The following is a 14,964-nucleotide window of genomic DNA, read 5'->3' as shown; positions in this document are numbered from 1 at the left end:
CCCGGCGGCGATGGCCACTGGCCTAGACTCGGACGTCCCGGTCTGCAGGTGACCGGGGCCATTTCCGCAGGATTGTCCTCGGGGTCAGAAGTCGAAGCCGCCCGGGCGGTCGTTGCGGTCGGCCAGCAGGCCGGCCAGCGTCGCGATCGCGATCTCGGGCGGTGTGCGCGAACCGATGTTCAGCCCGACCGGCCGGTGGACCCGGGCGATGTCGGCCTCCGCCACGCCGAGCCCCTGCAGCGCGGACACGTGCGGGCCGGGGTGGCGCGGGTTGCCGAGTACGCCGATCCACCGGGGCGCCTGGCCGAGCGCGGCCTTCAGCACCTCGCCGAGCTCGAGCCGGTGGTGGTCGGTGACGACGACGTCGGCCGAGGCGTCCAGGAGCGGCAGCGTGGTGTCCGCCTCGATCCCGTCGGGCACGTCGGTGGCGCGCGCGGCGTCCGGCTCGAACAGCGCGACGTGGTAGCCGAGGTCCCGCGCGAACTTCAGCAGGTACCGCGAGACCGGCGACGCGAACACCGCGACCAGCGTCCGCACGTCCGGGTCGGCCGGCGCCTTGCCGTGGGCGACGTCGCAGGTTTCACTCATGCCCCCAGTCTGTCAGCCGCCGGCCTGCTCGCCCACCGTCACGCGGAACTGCCACAGGTCCGTCTTGCCCTTCACGAGCACCAGGTACCCGTCGGTCACGCGCAGCACCAGCCGGTTCTGCGGCGACGACGGCCGCGGCGGCCGGTGCTGCTTGGCCAGCAGGTAGGCGTCGTCTTCCGCGCTCTGTCGGTCCGGGTACGGCGTCGCCTCCGCGACGCCCCAGCCGCGGCCGTCGCCCATGCCGCCCTGTTCTTCGATGACCACCCACCACGTACTCATACCCGGTCCGACGCGGGCGGCGGCCGAAAGGTTTCAGACCTCTTCGAGCACGCTGAGCCGGAAGTGGAACGCCGACATCTGGCCTTCCACGATCACCAGGAAGCCGCCGGGGCCGCGCAGCACCTTCCGCGACTTCGGCGACCACGGGTGGGCGGGCTCGAACTCCCACGCGAGCCGCTCCGCCGCGGCTTCGGCGGTCGCCTGGTCGGCGAAGGAGAACGTCTCCGACAGCGACCAGCCGCGGCCGTCACGCGTGCCGCGCTGCTCCTCGACGACCACCCACCAGGTCACGCCGGTGCCGCCACGGTCTCGCCGAGCGTGACGCGGAAGTGGAACGTCGCGGTCCGGCCGGTGGCGATCACCAGGTAGCCGTCGCCGACCCGCAGGACCTTCCGCTCCTTGACCGACGACGGGTGCACCGGCCGGTGCTCGAACGCCAGCCGCCGGGCCACCTCGTCGGCGTGGGCGCGGTCGCCGCCCGCCGGCTTCGTCTTCGTGACGTTCCAGGCGCGCGCATCACCGCCGCCGCGCTGCTCTTCGACGACCACCCACCACACGTCAGACCTCCGGTTCGGCGAACTCGAAGTACTCCGGCAGCGGCGCGGTGCCCGCGAGCCGGAAGTACCGCACCTTCCGCCGCCGTCGGAGACGCAGCGTGTCGCGGACGGCGTCGTTGTGGACGCGGCGGGCGATCACCACCCGGTGCTCCGCGTCGGTCAGCTCCTCGGCCAGCTCGGCCGGCAGCGCCGCCCGGTCCACCCGCGAAAGCTGCAGCGTCAGCTCGTTCTCGGAACCTTCGCGATCGGCCCGTGGTGCCGCTTCGGCCTCCTCGGCCAGCGTCCGCAAGCCTGTGTCGCCCAGCACCACCGCGACCGCGCGGGCCACCACCGCGCGCCGCGCCAGCGCCGCGTCGAGCGCCGCCCAGCCCGCGTCCATCCGGACGTGCAGCCGGTCGAGCCGGTTCGCCGTCGCCACCAGGAAGAGGCCGCCCAGCACGACGACCAGCGCCAGTACCGGCAGCAGCCAGCCGAGCACGCTCACCGGGCCGGCTCCCGCTCCGGCGCCGCGACGCGCCGCGGGTCGGCGGCGACGGCCGTCTCGTAGACGCGCAGCACCTGCGTCGCCACGACCGACCAGTCGAACATCGTCACCCGCTCCCCCGCCGCCGCGGCCAGCGACGCCCGGCGCGCCGGGTCGCCGAGCAGCTCGCGCAGCCCGTCCGCGAGCGCCGCCGGGTCACCGGTGTCGACGAGCATCCCGGCGTGGCCGTCGTCGAGCACCCGCCGGAACGAGTCGAGACCGCTGGCGAGCACCGGGGTCCCGGCCGCCATCGCCTCGGTGAGGATCATCCCGAAGCTCTCGCCGCCGGTGTTGGGCGCGCAGTAGACGTCGACACTGCGCAGCGCCTGGGCCTTGACGTCGTCGGCGGCCTGCCCGAGCAGCTCCAGGTGCGGCGCCAGCTCGGCACCGGCGTCGCGGCGCAGCTGGTCCTCGTCACCGCGGCCGACCACGACCAGCCGCAGGTCCTCGAACTCCGGCAGGATCCGCCGCAGCGCCTCCAGGAGGACGCCCATGCCCTTGCGGGGCTCGCCGAACCGGCCGACGAACCCGACCGTGCCGCCGGCCCGCGGGTAGCCCGGCAGCGGCGTCGCCGAGGAGAAGAAGTCGACGTCGACGCCGTTGGGGATCTCCACGGCGTCACCGCCGGCGTGCTCCACCTGCACCCGGCGGGCCAGCGCGGACACCGCGATCCGCGCGGTGATCTTTTCCAGCAGCGGCCGCAGCACCGGCTGGAACGCCGACAGCGTGCGCGACCGCGTGGTCGCGGTGTGGAACGTCGCGACGATCGGGCCGTCCGCGATGAGCAAGGCCAGCAGCGAAAGGCTCGGCGCCGCGGGCTCGTGCAGGTGCAGGACGTCGAAGTCGCCGTCGCGGATCCAGCGGCGCACCCGGGCGTAGGACACCGGGCCGAACTGCAGCCGCGCGACCGAGCCGTTGTACCGGATGCCGAGCGCCTTGCCGGCCGGGTGCACGAACTCCGGCAGGTCGGCGTCGTCGTCGGCGGGCGCGAGCACGGACACCTGGTGCCCGCGCGCGAGCAGCGCCTTCGTCAGGTCGATCACGTGCCCCTGGACCCCGCCGGGCACGTCGAAGGAGTAGGGGCAGACGATCCCGACCCGCATCGGACGCGTGGCCACGCCTCAGCTCGCTTCTTCCAGGCTGACCCGCTCGCCGACCTCGAGGTCGGCCGGCCAGAACTTCTGCACCATGTGCCAGTCGGCCGGGTGCGCGGCGATGTCGCCGGCGAAGATGTCCGCCAGCGCCTGGGTCGCGGCCGCGACCTCGGCGCGCGCGGTGACGCGGATGCGCGGGTGCAGCCGGATCTGCCAGCCGTCCTCGGTGAACCAGCAGCCGGCCGGGATCAGGGCCGCGCCGGTCGTGGCGGCCAGCCGCGCCGGGCCGCCGGGGAAGCGGGCCTGCTCGCCGAAGAACTTCACCGGGATGCCGCTGGTGGTCAGGTCGCGGTCGCCGACCAGGCAGACGGCCTTGTTCTCCCGCAGCCGCTTCAGCAGCACGCGCATCGCCGAGCTGTCGCCGGTCAGCGGCACGATCTCGAAGCCGAGCGACTCGCGGTACTCGACGAACCGGCGGTAGAGCGACTCGGGCTTCAGCCGCTCGGCGACGGTGGTGAACCCGCCGAGGTAGTCGGCCAGCCAGACGCCGGCGATGTCCCAGTTCCCGCTGTGCGGCAGCGCCATCACCGCGCCGTTGCCCTCGGCCAGCGCCGCGTCGAGGTTCTCGACGCCGGTGATGGAGGCCGCGACCTTGTCGCTGACCTCCTTCTGGTCCATCGACGGCAGCCGGAACGTCTCGTGCCAGTACCGGGCGTACGAGCGCATCGCGCGCCGGGTCAGCTCGTCCAGCTCGACGGGGTCGGCCTGCGGCACCACCCGGGCGAGGTTGGTGCGCAGCTGCCGCACCCCGCCGGCGTCACGCCGGACGGCGAGGTCCGCGCCGAGCGAGAACACCGTGCCGCCGAACGCGGCGGGCAGCCAGCCGGCCAGCCGCCACCCGGCCGCGTAGCCGAAGGCGCTCAGCCGCTCGGACAAGCCGCTCATGCCGGTTGCTCCCCGGCGGCGGCCTCGCGGGCCGCCTTCGCCACGGCGGCGAAGCGCTGCAGCAGGGTGATGACCGACAGCACGGCGAGCAGCCAGAGCGTCACGTCCACGGTGTACGGGATGCCGAAGCCGTGCAGGCCGGTGCCGACCAGGGCGATGATCAGCCGCTCGGCGCGTTCGACGAGCCCGCCGTCCACCGGCAGGCCGGACGCGTCGGCGCGCGCCTTGACGTAGGAGATGACCTGGGCGAGCACCAGGCACAGCAGGGCCGCGGCGGCGGCCGGGTGGTTGTCGTCGACGACGAAGCACCACCAGGCGATCGCGGCGAACAGCGCGCCGTCGACCAGCCTGTCGCAGGTGGCGTCGAGCACCGCGCCGAACGGGGTGCCGTAGCCGCGGGCGCGGGCCATGGCGCCGTCGAGGAGGTCGAGCATGGCGAAGCCCCACACCGTGAAGGTGCCCCAGAGCAGGTAGCCGTTCGGGAAGAAGGCCAGGGCGCAGACGACGGCGCCGGCGGTGCCGAGCACGGTCATCGCGTTCGGGGTCAGCCCGACGCGGACCAGCGCCTGGCCGATCGGATCGGTGACGCGGGAAACGGAGGCACGCGCGAAGATATTGAGCATCGGTTCGTCTGAGACACCTGGCTACGAGGATCGGGTGGGCGAGGGCAGCCTATCGACCCGCCCCGGTGAACCCGACGCGCCGCCCCGGCTCAGCCCGATTTCGTGAGTTCGCCCTCGTGCTCCCGCGCCTCTTCGGCGGCCTGCGCGGCGGCGCACTTCGGCGAGAGGCGCTGCCGGATCGCGGCACTGATCTCGCCGAGCGCGGCGACCTGCTCGGGCGTCAGCGGGTCGAAGAGGCTCTCGCGGACGGCCTCGACGTGCCCGGGCGCGGCCGCTTCGAGCGCGGTGAAACCGGCGTCCGTCAGCACCGCCCAGGCACCGCGCTTGTCGGTCGGGCACGCTTCGCGGCGCACCCAGCCGTTGGCTTCCAGGCGCGCGACGGCGTGCGAGAGCCGGCTTCGCGACGCCTGACGCGCGTCGGCGAGCTCACTCATCCGCAACCGGCGGCCTTCGGCCTCGGAGAGCGCGACGAGGACTTCGTAATAGGTGTGCGGCATACCCGAGTCGTGCTGCAGCTGTCCCTCGAGGTGCGCGCTGAGCATGCGGGTGGCCGCGTTGAACTCACGCCAGACGCGTTGCTCGTCGTCGCTGAGCCATCGGGTTTCGGACATACCCCCATCATACCCTCGGTTGAACACTCAATTACGATTTGCCGGTTACGGCATTCGAGCGTTTCACCAGGCGTCGGCCAGCATGTCCCGCGTTTCGCCCAGCAATTGCGGCAGCACCTTCGTCTGGCCGATGATCGGCATGAAGTTCGCGTCGCCACCCCACCGCGGCACCAGGTGCTGGTGCAGGTGCGCCGCGATCCCCGCGCCCGCGATCACGCCCTGGTTCAGGCCGATGTTGAACCCGTGCGCGCCGGACACCGCGCGGATCACCTTCATCGCGTGCTGGGTGAACTCGGCGACCTCGTGCGTCTCGTCGACCGTCAGCTCGGTGTAGTCCGCGACGTGCCGGTACGGCACCACCATCAGGTGCCCGGGGTTGTACGGGTACAGGTTCAGCACCGCGTACACCGTCTCGCCGCGCGCGACGATCAGCCCCGTCTTGTCGTCCAGGGACGGGATGCGGCAGAACGGGCAGCCGGTGTCCTCGTCGCCGTCCGGCTTGTCCTGGCCCTTGATGTAGGCCATCCGGTGCGGGGTCCAGAGGCGCTGGAACGCGTCCTGGACCCCGATGCCCTGCTGTTCGACGAGCTCCGGACCCTCACTCACCGAACGACCGTCTCCAGCGCCTCGGCCGTCGGCGACGCGTTCTCGCGGCGCTCGATCCAGCCGGCGATGGCGTCGACGGCGTCGGCCACCGGCACGCCGTTGATCTGGCCGCCGTCGCGGAAGCGGAACGACACCGCGCCCGCCTCGACGTCCTTCGCGCCGGCGAGCAGCATGAAGGGCACCTTCTGCGTGGTGTGCGTGCGGATCTTCTTCTGCATCCGGTCGTCGCTCGCGTCGACCTCGGCGCGGATCCCCTTGGCGCGCAACGCCTTTTCGATGCCCTGCAGGTGTTCGACCTGGTCGGCGGTGATCGGGATGCCGACCACCTGCACCGGCGCGAGCCACGCCGGGAACGCGCCCGCGTAGTGCTCGGTCAGCACGCCGAAGAACCGCTCGATCGAGCCGAACAGCGCGCGGTGGATCATCACCGGCGTCTGGCGCGAACCGTCGGGCGCGGTGTACTCGAGCTCGAACCGCTTGTTCTGGTTGAAGTCCAGCTGGATGGTCGACATCTGCCAGGTGCGGCCGATGGCGTCCTTGGCCTGCACCGAGATCTTGGGGCCGTAGAAGGCCGCGCCGCCCGGGTCCGGGACCAGCTCGAGGCCGGAGTCGACGGCGGCCTGCCGCAGCGTCTCGGTGGCCTCCTCCCACTCCCAGTCCTCGCCGATGAACTTCTCGGAGTCGCCGCGGGTGGACAGCTCGAGGTAGAAGTCGGAGAGGCCGTAGTCGGCGAGCAGGTCGAGGACGAACTTCAGCAGCGACCGCAGCTCGCCCGGCATCTGCTCCTTGGTGCAGTAGATGTGCGAGTCGTCCATCGTCAGGCCGCGGACGCGGGTCAGGCCGTGCACCACGCCCGACTTCTCGTACCGGTAGACCGTGCCGAACTCGAACAGCCGCAGCGGCAGCTCGCGGTAGGACCGCCCGCGCGAGCGGAAGATCAGGTTGTGCATCGGGCAGTTCATGGCCTTGAGGTAGTAGTTCTCCTCGTCGAACTGCACCGGCGGGAACATCGTGTCGGCGTAGTACGGCAGGTGGCCGGAGGTGTGGAACAGCTCGCCCTTGCTGATGTGCGGGGTGTTCACGAACTCGTAGCCGGCCTCCTCGTGGCGGCGGCGCGAGTAGTTCTCCAGCTCCCGGCGGATGATGCCGCCCTTGGGGTGGAACACCGGCAGGCCGGAGCCGATCTCCTCGGGGAAGGAGAACAGGTCGAGCTCGGCGCCGAGCTTGCGGTGGTCGCGGCGCTCCGCCTCGGCGATGCGCTCGAGGTAGGCGTCCTGCGCTTCCGCCGACTCCCACGCGGTGCCGTAGATCCGCTGCAGCTGCGGGTTCTTCTCGCTCCCCCGCCAGTACGCGGCGGCGACGCGGGTCAGCTTGAACGCGGGGATGAACTTCGTGGTCGGCACGTGCGGACCACGGCAGAGGTCACTCCAGACACGTTCCTTGGTGCGCGGGTCGAGATTGTCGTAGATGGTGAGCTCGCCGGAAGCACTACTGTCGACCTCCATCACCTCGGAGGTGTCCACTGCGTCCACTTCGGACTTGAGGTCGACGAGTTCGAGCTTGAACGGCTCGTCCGCCAGTTCCTTCTTCGCCTCGTCCACGGAGTCGAAAACGCGCCGCGAGAACTGCTGGGCGCCCTTCACGATCTGCTTCATGCGCTTTTCGAGCGCCTGCAGGTCCTCCGGGGTGAACGGGGTGTCGACGGCGAAGTCGTAGTAGAAACCGTCTTTCACCGGCGGCCCGATGCCGAGCTTGGCGTCCGGGAACTGCTGCTGCACGGCCTGGGCGAGCACGTGGGCCGCCGAATGGCGGATGACGCTGCGCCCGTCCTCGGTGTTCGCGGCGACCGGCTCGACCTCGGCGTCGGCTTCCGGCGCCCAGGCGAGGTCGCGCAGCTTGCCCTCGGCGTCACGCACGACGACGACCGTGTCCGGGCCCTTGGTCGGCAGGCCGGCCTCGCGGACCGCCGCGCCCGCCGTAGTGCCCGCCGGTACCACCACGCGGGAGGTGGCCACGGGGGAAACGGGGGGCGACTGCGACACGATGGCTCCTCGGACTGGGGTGACGGAGATGACCCCGACGATGCTAGTCGTCGGGCCGGGCGGGCCTCACGCGCGTCCGCGAACGCCGGGCAGGCCGCCTCCGGGTCCGGAAGCGGCCTGCCCGATCAGGGGACCAGGGGTCAGAGGGTTTCGACGACCTGGTCGAAGTCCAGCCGCGGCAGGCGGTCGAACCAGGGGTTCTCACCGGGCTTGCCGACGTTCACGACGACCAGCGAGCGCCACTTCTTGTCCGCGAAGAACTCGTCGTCGACGCCCTGGGCGTCGAAGCCGGTCATCGGGCCGGCGGCCAGGCCCGCGGCGCGGACGCCGATGATGAAGTAGCCGACCTGCAGCAGCGAGTTCAGCTTGGCGAACTCGACGCGGCCCTGCTCGTCGGAGAAGTTGTCCTTGACGCCCGGGTTGTGCGGGAAGACCTGCGGGATGTTTTCGTGGAAGTCGACGTCCGCGGCGAGCACGACGGTCAGCGGCGCGGCTTCGGTCTTGTCCCGGTTGCCGGGCGACATGTGCGGCAGCAGGCGGGCCTTCGCCTCGGCGGTCCGGAGCACCAGCGCTCGCAGCGGCTGGGTGTTCATCGACGTCGGGGCCCACTTGACGAGGTCGTAGATCGCGCGGACCTGCTCCTCGGTCACCGGCTCGGAGCTGAAACTGTTGGCCGTGCGCGCCTCGCGGAACAGGAGGTTCTGGACTTCCGCGGGGACCTGGAGGGCCTCGGTCTGCTCGGCAAAGGTGGTCATGGGGCTGCGTTCCTTCCGTTGGTCACGTACCCCGTCCAACCAGGTTGAGCGTTGAACTATTTCACGCTCAACCAGTTGGGTGGATCACAGCGGGAAGGCGCGGGACCACGAGGAGCCAGGAAGCGTCAGCCGATCGGGTACGCGCCGTCTCGGGTACCCGGCCGGTGAACCGACACGGCCGCCGATCCCCCTCGGCGGGGATCGGCGGCCGTGGTGCGCGTGCGCGGCTCGTCGGACGGGTCAGTAGGCGCCCTGCCCGCCCATCACCGCGCGGAACGTCTTCCAGAGGATCACCAGGTCGAGCGCCAGCGACCAGTCCTCCACGTACCGCAGGTCGAGCCGGATGCTCTCCGCCCACGTGAGGTCGCTGCGCCCGCTCACCTGCCAGAGCCCGGTCAGGCCCGGCTTCACCAGCAGCCGGCGGCGGGCGTCGGGTGCGTACTGCGCGGTCTCCTCCGGCAGCGGCGGCCGCGGGCCGACGAGCGACATCTTCCCGGACACCACGTTGAACAGCTGGGGCACCTCGTCGAGCGAATACCGGCGCAGGAAACCACCCACGCGGGTGATCCGCGGATCGCGCTTCATCTTGAACAGCGGACCCGCGCCTTCGTTCTCCGTCTCCAGTTTCTTCCGGATTTCGTCGGCGTTGGTCACCATCGTGCGGAACTTGAGCATGGTGAACGTCGCGCCGTCGCGGCCGACGCGGCGCTGGCGGTAGATCACCGGGCCGCGGTCGTTCAGCTTGATCGCCAGCGCGATCACCAGCAGCAGCGGGGAAAGCAGCGTCAGCAGGAACGCCGAGCCCGCCCGGTCCACGATCTCCTTCACCACGCGGCGGCCGCCGGTGAACATCGGCGCCGTGACCCGCAGCAGCGGCATCCCCAGCACGCCGGTGACGTTGAGCCGGGGCCCGGCGACCTCCATCAGCACGGGCGCGACGACCATCTCAGCGCCGGTGCCCTCCATGTCCCAGGCCAGCCGCTGCAACCGCTTCGGCGTCCAGTACTGGTCCGCGGTGATCGCCACGACCCGGTACCCGCCGCGCCGCACGTACCGCGACAGTTCCTCCAGCCGCCCGACCACCGGGACGCCGTCGATCTCGCCGCTGTCGCGGTCGGCGCCGTGCCCCGTGAACGTGCACGCCGCCTCGACGCGCCAGCCGACGTGCACCTCGGACTTGGTGCGCGCGATCAGGTCGGCGACGGTCTCCGGGCTGCCCGCCGCCATCACCGGCAGCAGGCAGAGTCCCCTGGCGCGCTTGCGGTGCAGAACCTGGCGCAGCAGGTACCGCTGCGGGAACGCGACGAGCGCGATCGCCGGGACGACGACGAACACCCACACCTGGACCTCGAGCGCGCCGAACAGCAGGCCGCCCAGCGCGACCAGGACGGCCGCGGTGATGAAGCCGCGTCCCAGCGTGCGGTACTCCTCCGCGCCTTCGCCGAGCACCCGCGAGCTCCACGCCCGGCTGACCGGCAGCGAGACGAAGACGGCGAGGATCGTGCCGAACGCGTGCATGTCGTGCGGGGCAACGCGATCGATGACGAACGCGCTGATCGCGATCACCAGCAGCGTTATGAAGACGTCGCTGCCGATGACCCAGGCTCTGTATCTCGCCTCCCAGGCCGCCGGGAGTGCCTTGGGGGACGGCGTCCCGGCGGCTTCAGCCGGCTTGCCGTCCCGCTGGGCGGGGCGGGGAATGGCCTGGAGGTCGATGTGCGGCGGTGGCTGGCTCACCGTGTACGACGGCCGCACCGACTCTTCCATCTGACCTCCCGGGACCAGGGATCGAATTGAGTCCGCGAGCACGCTGCGTCACCGGGAGTGATTTCGTACAGTCACCACGGTTCGGACCTCGCGCTGTGCCCGCGGAGGGCTTCACACGGCAAGGTATCGGCGACCCTCTCGGCATCGTTACAAGGATTTCCAGCCACATGCAGTGCGTCTTTCCCGCCAGAAAATGGCCGCAAGATAACAAGACGATGACGATGAGTGAGAGGGTGTATCTCCACAAAAATTACGGAATGTAGCCAACGGGGCAATGCCCGCACCCGGGTGGACCCACGCTCTTCCGAACGGCCGAACCGGGCCCGCGGCTCTACTGTGGACACCGCGGCGCGCGAGCGGTCCACAGTGGACCAGAACAGCCCGCGAGCGCCATCACGCGGACATCCGACGATCACTCCGTGACGTTCGCCGCCGAATCGTCACACAGACAGGCCTCCCACGGGTCCGTTCGACAGAAGACCGCCGCACCGGCAAGCCTCAGAGGCAGATCCCGAAGACCCCGGCGACACGCCCGAGAACTGCCTTGACAGCAGATACGCAAGATCCGAACGGATCGTTCACTCCGCTTAAGGCGTGGCCGACATCACAAAGGCGACAACACGCGGGGTCCGAGGGCTCGCCCCCGGCGGGGGCGTGGGGCTCGGCCCCCACAGGACACAACGAGAAGAGCCCCTGTTCGCACTTTCCGCGAACAGGGGCTCTCTCTGCGAATCTCGTGGGCGATACTGGGATCGAACCAGTGACCTCTTCGGTGTGAACGAAGCGCTCTCCCCCTGAGCTAATCGCCCGCTCGCGGTGGTGAGACCACTTTACCGCACGACTTCCGGGCGCCTGCAAATGGGTGGTCTCCGGCGACCACACTCCGCTTACCGGCGAGTACGGAACGCACAACTCCGAGCTAGCCGGGGTCGTGGCAGGTGGGGGCCGCCCGACGCCACGTTCGACATCCGTGCGACGGTGCTATCGCCCGGCGACTAAACCGCGCAGTATGGAGGAGTGGGTCCACACGGGGCGCGCGGGTCGATCGCGCGTCGTGGGGTGATCACGGGCGCGAACGGGGGCCGATGGGCCCGTACGGGTGATATGCGGCGCACCTGCGACGGAATCGGCCTCCCGATGCGTCCCAGTGGTGACGCCCTCGGCCGGGCCGGGCCGGGCCGGGCCGGGCCGGGAAGGGAGACGAAGGGTAGGACGATGCGCAACGATCACGTGACGCTCCGCTCGACGGCGGTCTTCGACCTGCTGGCGCCGCGGACGCCCGCGGTTCCGGTCAAGGTGGAGCTGCGCTACGACACACGCGACCCGTACGCGGTCGTCGCCGCGTTCCGCACGGGCCGCGCCGGCTGGGTCGAATGGGTGTACGCACGCGACCTCCTCGCGGACGGCCTGCTGGCCGACGCGGGTGACGGGGACGTCCGCATCCGCCCCTCCGTCGAGGACCCCGAATCCGTGCTGATCGAGCTGAACTCGCCCTCCGGGCACGCCATGTTCGAGGCGTCCGCCCAGGAGCTGGCCGACTTCCTCGACCGGACGTACGACGTGGTGCTCCCGGGCAACGAGCACCTGTGGGTCGACGTCGACGACGCGCTCACCCACCTCATCCCCCACGATCTGGCCTGATGACGAGCTTGCAACGGCGGAGTGACACCCCGGTGTCGCCGCCGTTTTCGGGGTCCGATATGGTTTTCTCACACCACGGCGACGAGGGTTCGACCCCCTCGAGCTGCGGAGTGCGGATGTAGCGCAGCTGGTAGCGCATCACCTTGCCAAGGTGAGGGTCGCGGGTTCGAATCCCGTCATCCGCTCGGTAGGCTCTCGCAGCCTGGCACGGTGGAGTGGCCGAGAGGCGAGGCAACGGCCTGCAAAGCCGTGTACACGGGTTCGAATCCCGTCTCCACCTCGCGCGATTAGCTCAGCGGGAGAGCGCTTCCCTGACACGGAAGAGGTCACTGGTTCAATCCCAGTATCGCGCACCACGTGTTTTCGCAGGTCAGAATCCCTGTTCCTCCTCCGGAGGGCAGGGCTTCAGTCGTCAGATGGCAATGAAATGGCGATGGCCCCGGACGCCTGGATCGTCCGACGGGACCGCAGGTGCGGGAACCAGGACACCAGCTTCGCCCGCTCACCCGGATACAGCGCGGCCAGCGAACGCAGCCACCGCTCCTCCAGCGCTTCGACGATCTGGTTCACCATCGCCGGCGTCACGTGGTCATAGACCCGCGCGATGCCCTTCATCTTCTGGCCTAGCCGCGCGCGTCGCGCGACCTCCGGGATTCCGTCCTCGGTCAGCCACGTCGCGTGCGTGTGTCGTCCCTCGTGGAACGTGAACGTCGGCAGGATCGGCGGACGCCGCTCCCCCGCCCCGGACTCATCCAGATCGATCCCATCCCACGCCGGCCGCCAGAACCGGATCCGGAAGTTCGACCGCCGCCGCGGATGCCCCTCCGGAGTGGACAGCACGAACGGATCCCGATGGCTGTCCATCAGCTCCTCATAGAGCACCGCGATCCCGGGCGGCAAAGCCACGCTTCTCGGAGTCGTACTCGTGCCGCTGCTGTCCGACGAGTTCACCCCATCGGGCGCCGGTATAGAAATCCATCAAGCACAGCACGAACCCTGACATGCCCAAACCCAGCTCGTAGAGCCGCATCGCCGCCCGCAACGCCTGAGCCGGCGTGGCCACCAGACGCTCGGGTCTCGAACTCGCCGTTGGACATGCGGACACCGTTGAGGATTGTCGAGAACAGCGCGAAGTACGACGACACCGACGACTCGGCATAGTCCTCGTGCAGGTCCGAGAGCCAACGCTCGATCTCGACGTAGCCGTTGAAGATCGCGACCAGCGGCCAGGCCTTCCACTGCGGCAGCAGCTGGTTGTCGAGGAACGACCGGTACTTCGCGATCGTGTTCAGCTCCAGCCGCGGCTCCAGGGCCGCGAGCCACTCCTCGGCGAAGTCTTCGAACCGGGTCTCGCCATCGCGCGGGTCCAGCCACAAGTTCCGCCGGATCAGCGCCTCCTGCTCCAGCCCCCAGTTCTCGCCCGCCTTCTCCGTCGGGAACCCCGACTTGCTCCCCCACGTCCCATCAGGACGCTTGTAGCGGGCCCGCCACTCACCGGTGCCGGACTCTTCCTGGCCGTAGGCCATCGCCCATGTCGACCTTGGGCACGTGCAGGTGTGTGACGTCGCCGAGCAACCGGTCGCGTAGCTCGGCGATGTCGTCGAGCAGGCCGGCTTGCAGCTCGGTCCAGCGGCTTGGCGAGGTCGGCGGGCCCGGGCGGCAGTGGCGGCCTCGGCGATGCCAGAAGCCACCAGACACCAGACACCGCAACAACATCGTCGGCGTCGTCCGTGTCGACGACGTGCGGGGCTACGCCGGGTTCTCCGCGACGGCGAGGTAGTCCGTGTAGATCTGCGGCGAGCCCGAGAACGAGGCTAACTGCTTCCACTCCTCGTACATCTGCTTGGTGTCGCGGTGGGCGGCCGCGAACTCCGCAGCCTCGCCGGTGGCGATGTCGGGCTCGGGGTAGAAAACGTCCAGCGCGTCCAGGCTCGCGATCTCCATCATCATCACGTACTGGTCGAAGCGGTTGCCCCGCTCGCCCTTGAGCACGTGGAACCGCCAGTCCGGGTAGTCGTCGATCCGGTGGTGGTTCTCGGCGATGAAGCGGTCGAACATCTCCTCGGTCACACCCGCGCGCAACGCCAGGTTGTGGATCCCGACGACCCGGGCGACGGGCTCCTCCCCAGGGCGGTCGCGGTAGCGGGGGCCGGGCGTGACCGTGCTCCGCGGGTTGTCGGCCAGCAGCCGGTAGTCGGTGAACAACGTCGGCAGCTCGCCGAACGTGCCCAGCCGCCGCCACCGCGCCAGCACAGCCTCCGCCTGCGGGTGCTGCGCCCAGAACAGCCGGGCCAGTTCGGTCTGCTCACCCTGGGCTGTGACGTAGCGGTCGCGTTGTTCGGCGCTCTCGATCTCGTACAACATCAGGTACTGGCCGATCCGCTCTCCGCGCAACCCGCGCAGCAGAGTCCACCGCCACCCTGGGTACAAGGGCAGGTGAACGCCTTCACCACGCACGAAGGTCTCGAACTCCTCCGGCGTGACACCAGCCTCCGTGTCGATGGCGATGTACTGGAAAGTGAACACCGACGAGCGTCCCATTGCGTCCAATCCTCGGGCCGGGAAAGGGAACGCGCGTCCGACAAGCACAACTCCCCTGCACCACATCCTGCCAGCTCCAGAGCAACGGGGCCTGCGAGACTTCCCCGCTGGACGCGATCTGACGGTCACAGCCAGCGCAGCTACGCGTCCTGCGTGCACTACCACCGGCGGCTGTTCGGCAACGCGAACCACGCCGGGACCATCTACGACGGCTGCCAGCCCACTCGACCATGCTTGTAGCTAAGTTGCCTACCCAGCGCCACCGCGACGCCCAGCGGAGCCAGCGAGACCGTTGACTGAGGTTCACCCCGGGTAGTGGACACCGAGTTAGCAGGACCCATCGTCCTGCTGAAAGGATGTCCTCATGCCTCCTCGCAAGCGCCGGTCCTACA

At 70.0% G+C, this 14,964-nt stretch carries 15 protein-coding genes, 4 tRNA genes and 1 pseudogene; 4 read left to right on the top strand and 16 right to left on the bottom strand.

What is annotated here, in order from left to right; genetic code table 11:
* Nucleotides 1-84: 84 nt before the first annotated feature.
* The 14 genes from AB0M59_RS52940 to AB0M59_RS52875 all read right to left on the bottom strand — a co-directional run bounded on the left by AB0M59_RS52940 (nucleotide 85) and on the right by AB0M59_RS52875 (nucleotide 11,199).
* The gene (locus tag AB0M59_RS52940) at nucleotides 85-588 is read right to left on the bottom strand and encodes an XdhC family protein (protein WP_364631859.1); all 504 of its coding nucleotides are present in this window, start codon (nucleotides 586-588) and stop codon (nucleotides 85-87) included.
* Nucleotides 589-600: 12 nt separating this feature from the next.
* Nucleotides 601-867: a hypothetical protein gene (locus AB0M59_RS52935; protein ID WP_364631857.1), complete on the bottom strand. Its 267-nt coding sequence runs from the start codon at nucleotides 865-867 to the stop codon at nucleotides 601-603.
* Between the two features lie 33 nt (nucleotides 868-900).
* Nucleotides 901-1,158 carry a hypothetical protein gene (locus tag AB0M59_RS52930; RefSeq protein ID WP_364631854.1) on the bottom strand — a complete coding sequence of 86 codons (258 nt, stop codon included), beginning with the start codon at nucleotides 1,156-1,158 and terminating at the stop codon, nucleotides 901-903.
* A complete protein-coding gene (locus AB0M59_RS52925) occupies nucleotides 1,155-1,424 on the bottom strand; it encodes a hypothetical protein (protein ID WP_364631851.1) in 270 nt (89 codons plus the stop codon). The genes AB0M59_RS52930 and AB0M59_RS52925 overlap by 4 nt, the downstream gene beginning before the upstream one ends.
* 1 nt (nucleotide 1,425) lies before the next feature.
* Nucleotides 1,426-1,908 carry an NUDIX hydrolase gene (locus tag AB0M59_RS52920; RefSeq protein ID WP_364631849.1) on the bottom strand — a complete coding sequence of 161 codons (483 nt, stop codon included), beginning with the start codon at nucleotides 1,906-1,908 and terminating at the stop codon, nucleotides 1,426-1,428.
* A complete protein-coding gene (locus tag AB0M59_RS52915; RefSeq protein WP_364631862.1) occupies nucleotides 1,905-3,050 on the bottom strand; it encodes a glycosyltransferase family 4 protein in 1,146 nt (381 codons plus the stop codon). Before AB0M59_RS52915 ends, AB0M59_RS52920 begins: the two co-directional genes overlap by 4 nt.
* An 18-nt stretch (nucleotides 3,051-3,068) precedes the next feature.
* Nucleotides 3,069-3,986, bottom strand: coding sequence for a phosphatidylinositol mannoside acyltransferase (locus AB0M59_RS52910; RefSeq protein ID WP_364631847.1), 918 nt, complete (start codon nucleotides 3,984-3,986; stop codon nucleotides 3,069-3,071).
* Nucleotides 3,983-4,609 (bottom strand): phosphatidylinositol phosphate synthase, encoded by a 627-nt coding sequence (gene pgsA / locus AB0M59_RS52905; protein WP_364378168.1) that lies wholly within the window; start codon nucleotides 4,607-4,609, stop codon nucleotides 3,983-3,985. Before pgsA ends, AB0M59_RS52910 begins: the two co-directional genes overlap by 4 nt.
* An 89-nt stretch (nucleotides 4,610-4,698) precedes the next feature.
* Nucleotides 4,699-5,220: a MarR family transcriptional regulator gene (locus AB0M59_RS52900; RefSeq protein ID WP_364631844.1), complete on the bottom strand. Its 522-nt coding sequence runs from the start codon at nucleotides 5,218-5,220 to the stop codon at nucleotides 4,699-4,701.
* Nucleotides 5,221-5,283: 63 nt separating this feature from the next.
* Nucleotides 5,284-5,826, bottom strand: coding sequence for an HIT domain-containing protein (locus AB0M59_RS52895; protein ID WP_364631841.1), 543 nt, complete (start codon nucleotides 5,824-5,826; stop codon nucleotides 5,284-5,286).
* Entirely contained in the window at nucleotides 5,823-7,868 is a 2,046-nt protein-coding gene (gene thrS, locus AB0M59_RS52890; protein WP_364631838.1) for a threonine--tRNA ligase, read from the bottom strand. Before thrS ends, AB0M59_RS52895 begins: the two co-directional genes overlap by 4 nt.
* A gap of 140 nt (nucleotides 7,869-8,008) precedes the next feature.
* Nucleotides 8,009-8,623 (bottom strand): malonic semialdehyde reductase, encoded by a 615-nt coding sequence (locus AB0M59_RS52885; RefSeq protein WP_364631835.1) that lies wholly within the window; start codon nucleotides 8,621-8,623, stop codon nucleotides 8,009-8,011.
* Nucleotides 8,624-8,863: 240 nt separating this feature from the next.
* On the bottom strand, nucleotides 8,864-10,390 hold the full coding sequence (locus tag AB0M59_RS52880) for a sugar transferase (protein ID WP_364631832.1): 1,527 nt from the start codon (nucleotides 10,388-10,390) through the stop codon (nucleotides 8,864-8,866).
* Between the two features lie 737 nt (nucleotides 10,391-11,127).
* A tRNA-Val gene (locus tag AB0M59_RS52875) sits at nucleotides 11,128-11,199 on the bottom strand.
* 406 nt (nucleotides 11,200-11,605) lie between these two features.
* On the opposite strand from AB0M59_RS52875, the gene AB0M59_RS52870 reads away from it, so the two are divergent.
* The 4 genes from AB0M59_RS52870 to AB0M59_RS52855 all read left to right on the top strand — a co-directional run bounded on the left by AB0M59_RS52870 (nucleotide 11,606) and on the right by AB0M59_RS52855 (nucleotide 12,387).
* Complete coding sequence (locus AB0M59_RS52870) at nucleotides 11,606-12,031, top strand: SsgA family sporulation/cell division regulator (RefSeq protein WP_033293569.1); 426 nt, start codon at nucleotides 11,606-11,608, stop codon at nucleotides 12,029-12,031.
* A 112-nt stretch (nucleotides 12,032-12,143) separates the two neighbouring features.
* Nucleotides 12,144-12,216, top strand: a tRNA-Gly gene (locus tag AB0M59_RS52865).
* 24 nt (nucleotides 12,217-12,240) lie between these two features.
* Nucleotides 12,241-12,311: transfer RNA gene (locus tag AB0M59_RS52860), tRNA-Cys, on the top strand.
* A 1-nt stretch (nucleotide 12,312) separates the two neighbouring features.
* Nucleotides 12,313-12,387: transfer RNA gene (locus tag AB0M59_RS52855), tRNA-Val, on the top strand.
* Between the two features lie 56 nt (nucleotides 12,388-12,443).
* Here the strand turns inward: AB0M59_RS52855 and AB0M59_RS52850 are convergent.
* Both AB0M59_RS52850 and AB0M59_RS52845 read right to left on the bottom strand, forming a co-directional pair.
* A pseudogene (locus tag AB0M59_RS52850) lies at nucleotides 12,444-13,437 on the bottom strand (integrase).
* Between the two features lie 343 nt (nucleotides 13,438-13,780).
* Nucleotides 13,781-14,572: a hypothetical protein gene (locus AB0M59_RS52845; protein ID WP_364631829.1), complete on the bottom strand. Its 792-nt coding sequence runs from the start codon at nucleotides 14,570-14,572 to the stop codon at nucleotides 13,781-13,783.
* Nucleotides 14,573-14,964 lie beyond the last annotated feature (392 nt).

It is taken from the genome of Amycolatopsis sp. NPDC051371, from assembly GCF_040682155.1.
GTDB lineage: Bacteria > Actinomycetota > Actinomycetes > Mycobacteriales > Pseudonocardiaceae > Amycolatopsis.
This window is presented reverse-complemented; position numbering and strand designations above follow the sequence as displayed.

What these genes read in the sequence shown, in the direction of transcription:
- AB0M59_RS52940 (WP_364631859.1), bottom strand. Translation starts at nt 588, where the DNA reads ATGAGTGAAACCTGCGACGTCGCCCACGGCAAGGCGCCGGCCGACCCG.
- AB0M59_RS52935 (WP_364631857.1), bottom strand. Translation starts at nt 867, where the DNA reads ATGAGTACGTGGTGGGTGGTCATCGAAGAACAGGGCGGCATGGGCGAC.
- AB0M59_RS52915 (WP_364631862.1), bottom strand. Translation starts at nt 3,050, where the DNA reads ATGCGGGTCGGGATCGTCTGCCCCTACTCCTTCGACGTGCCCGGCGGG.
- AB0M59_RS52910 (WP_364631847.1), bottom strand. Translation starts at nt 3,986, where the DNA reads ATGAGCGGCTTGTCCGAGCGGCTGAGCGCCTTCGGCTACGCGGCCGGG.
- pgsA (WP_364378168.1), bottom strand. Translation starts at nt 4,609, where the DNA reads ATGCTCAATATCTTCGCGCGTGCCTCCGTTTCCCGCGTCACCGATCCG.
- AB0M59_RS52900 (WP_364631844.1), bottom strand. Translation starts at nt 5,220, where the DNA reads ATGTCCGAAACCCGATGGCTCAGCGACGACGAGCAACGCGTCTGGCGT.
- AB0M59_RS52885 (WP_364631835.1), bottom strand. Translation starts at nt 8,623, where the DNA reads ATGACCACCTTTGCCGAGCAGACCGAGGCCCTCCAGGTCCCCGCGGAA.
- AB0M59_RS52880 (WP_364631832.1), bottom strand. Translation starts at nt 10,390, where the DNA reads ATGGAAGAGTCGGTGCGGCCGTCGTACACGGTGAGCCAGCCACCGCCG.
- AB0M59_RS52870 (WP_033293569.1), top strand. Translation starts at nt 11,606, where the DNA reads ATGCGCAACGATCACGTGACGCTCCGCTCGACGGCGGTCTTCGACCTG.
- AB0M59_RS52845 (WP_364631829.1), bottom strand. Translation starts at nt 14,572, where the DNA reads ATGGGACGCTCGTCGGTGTTCACTTTCCAGTACATCGCCATCGACACG.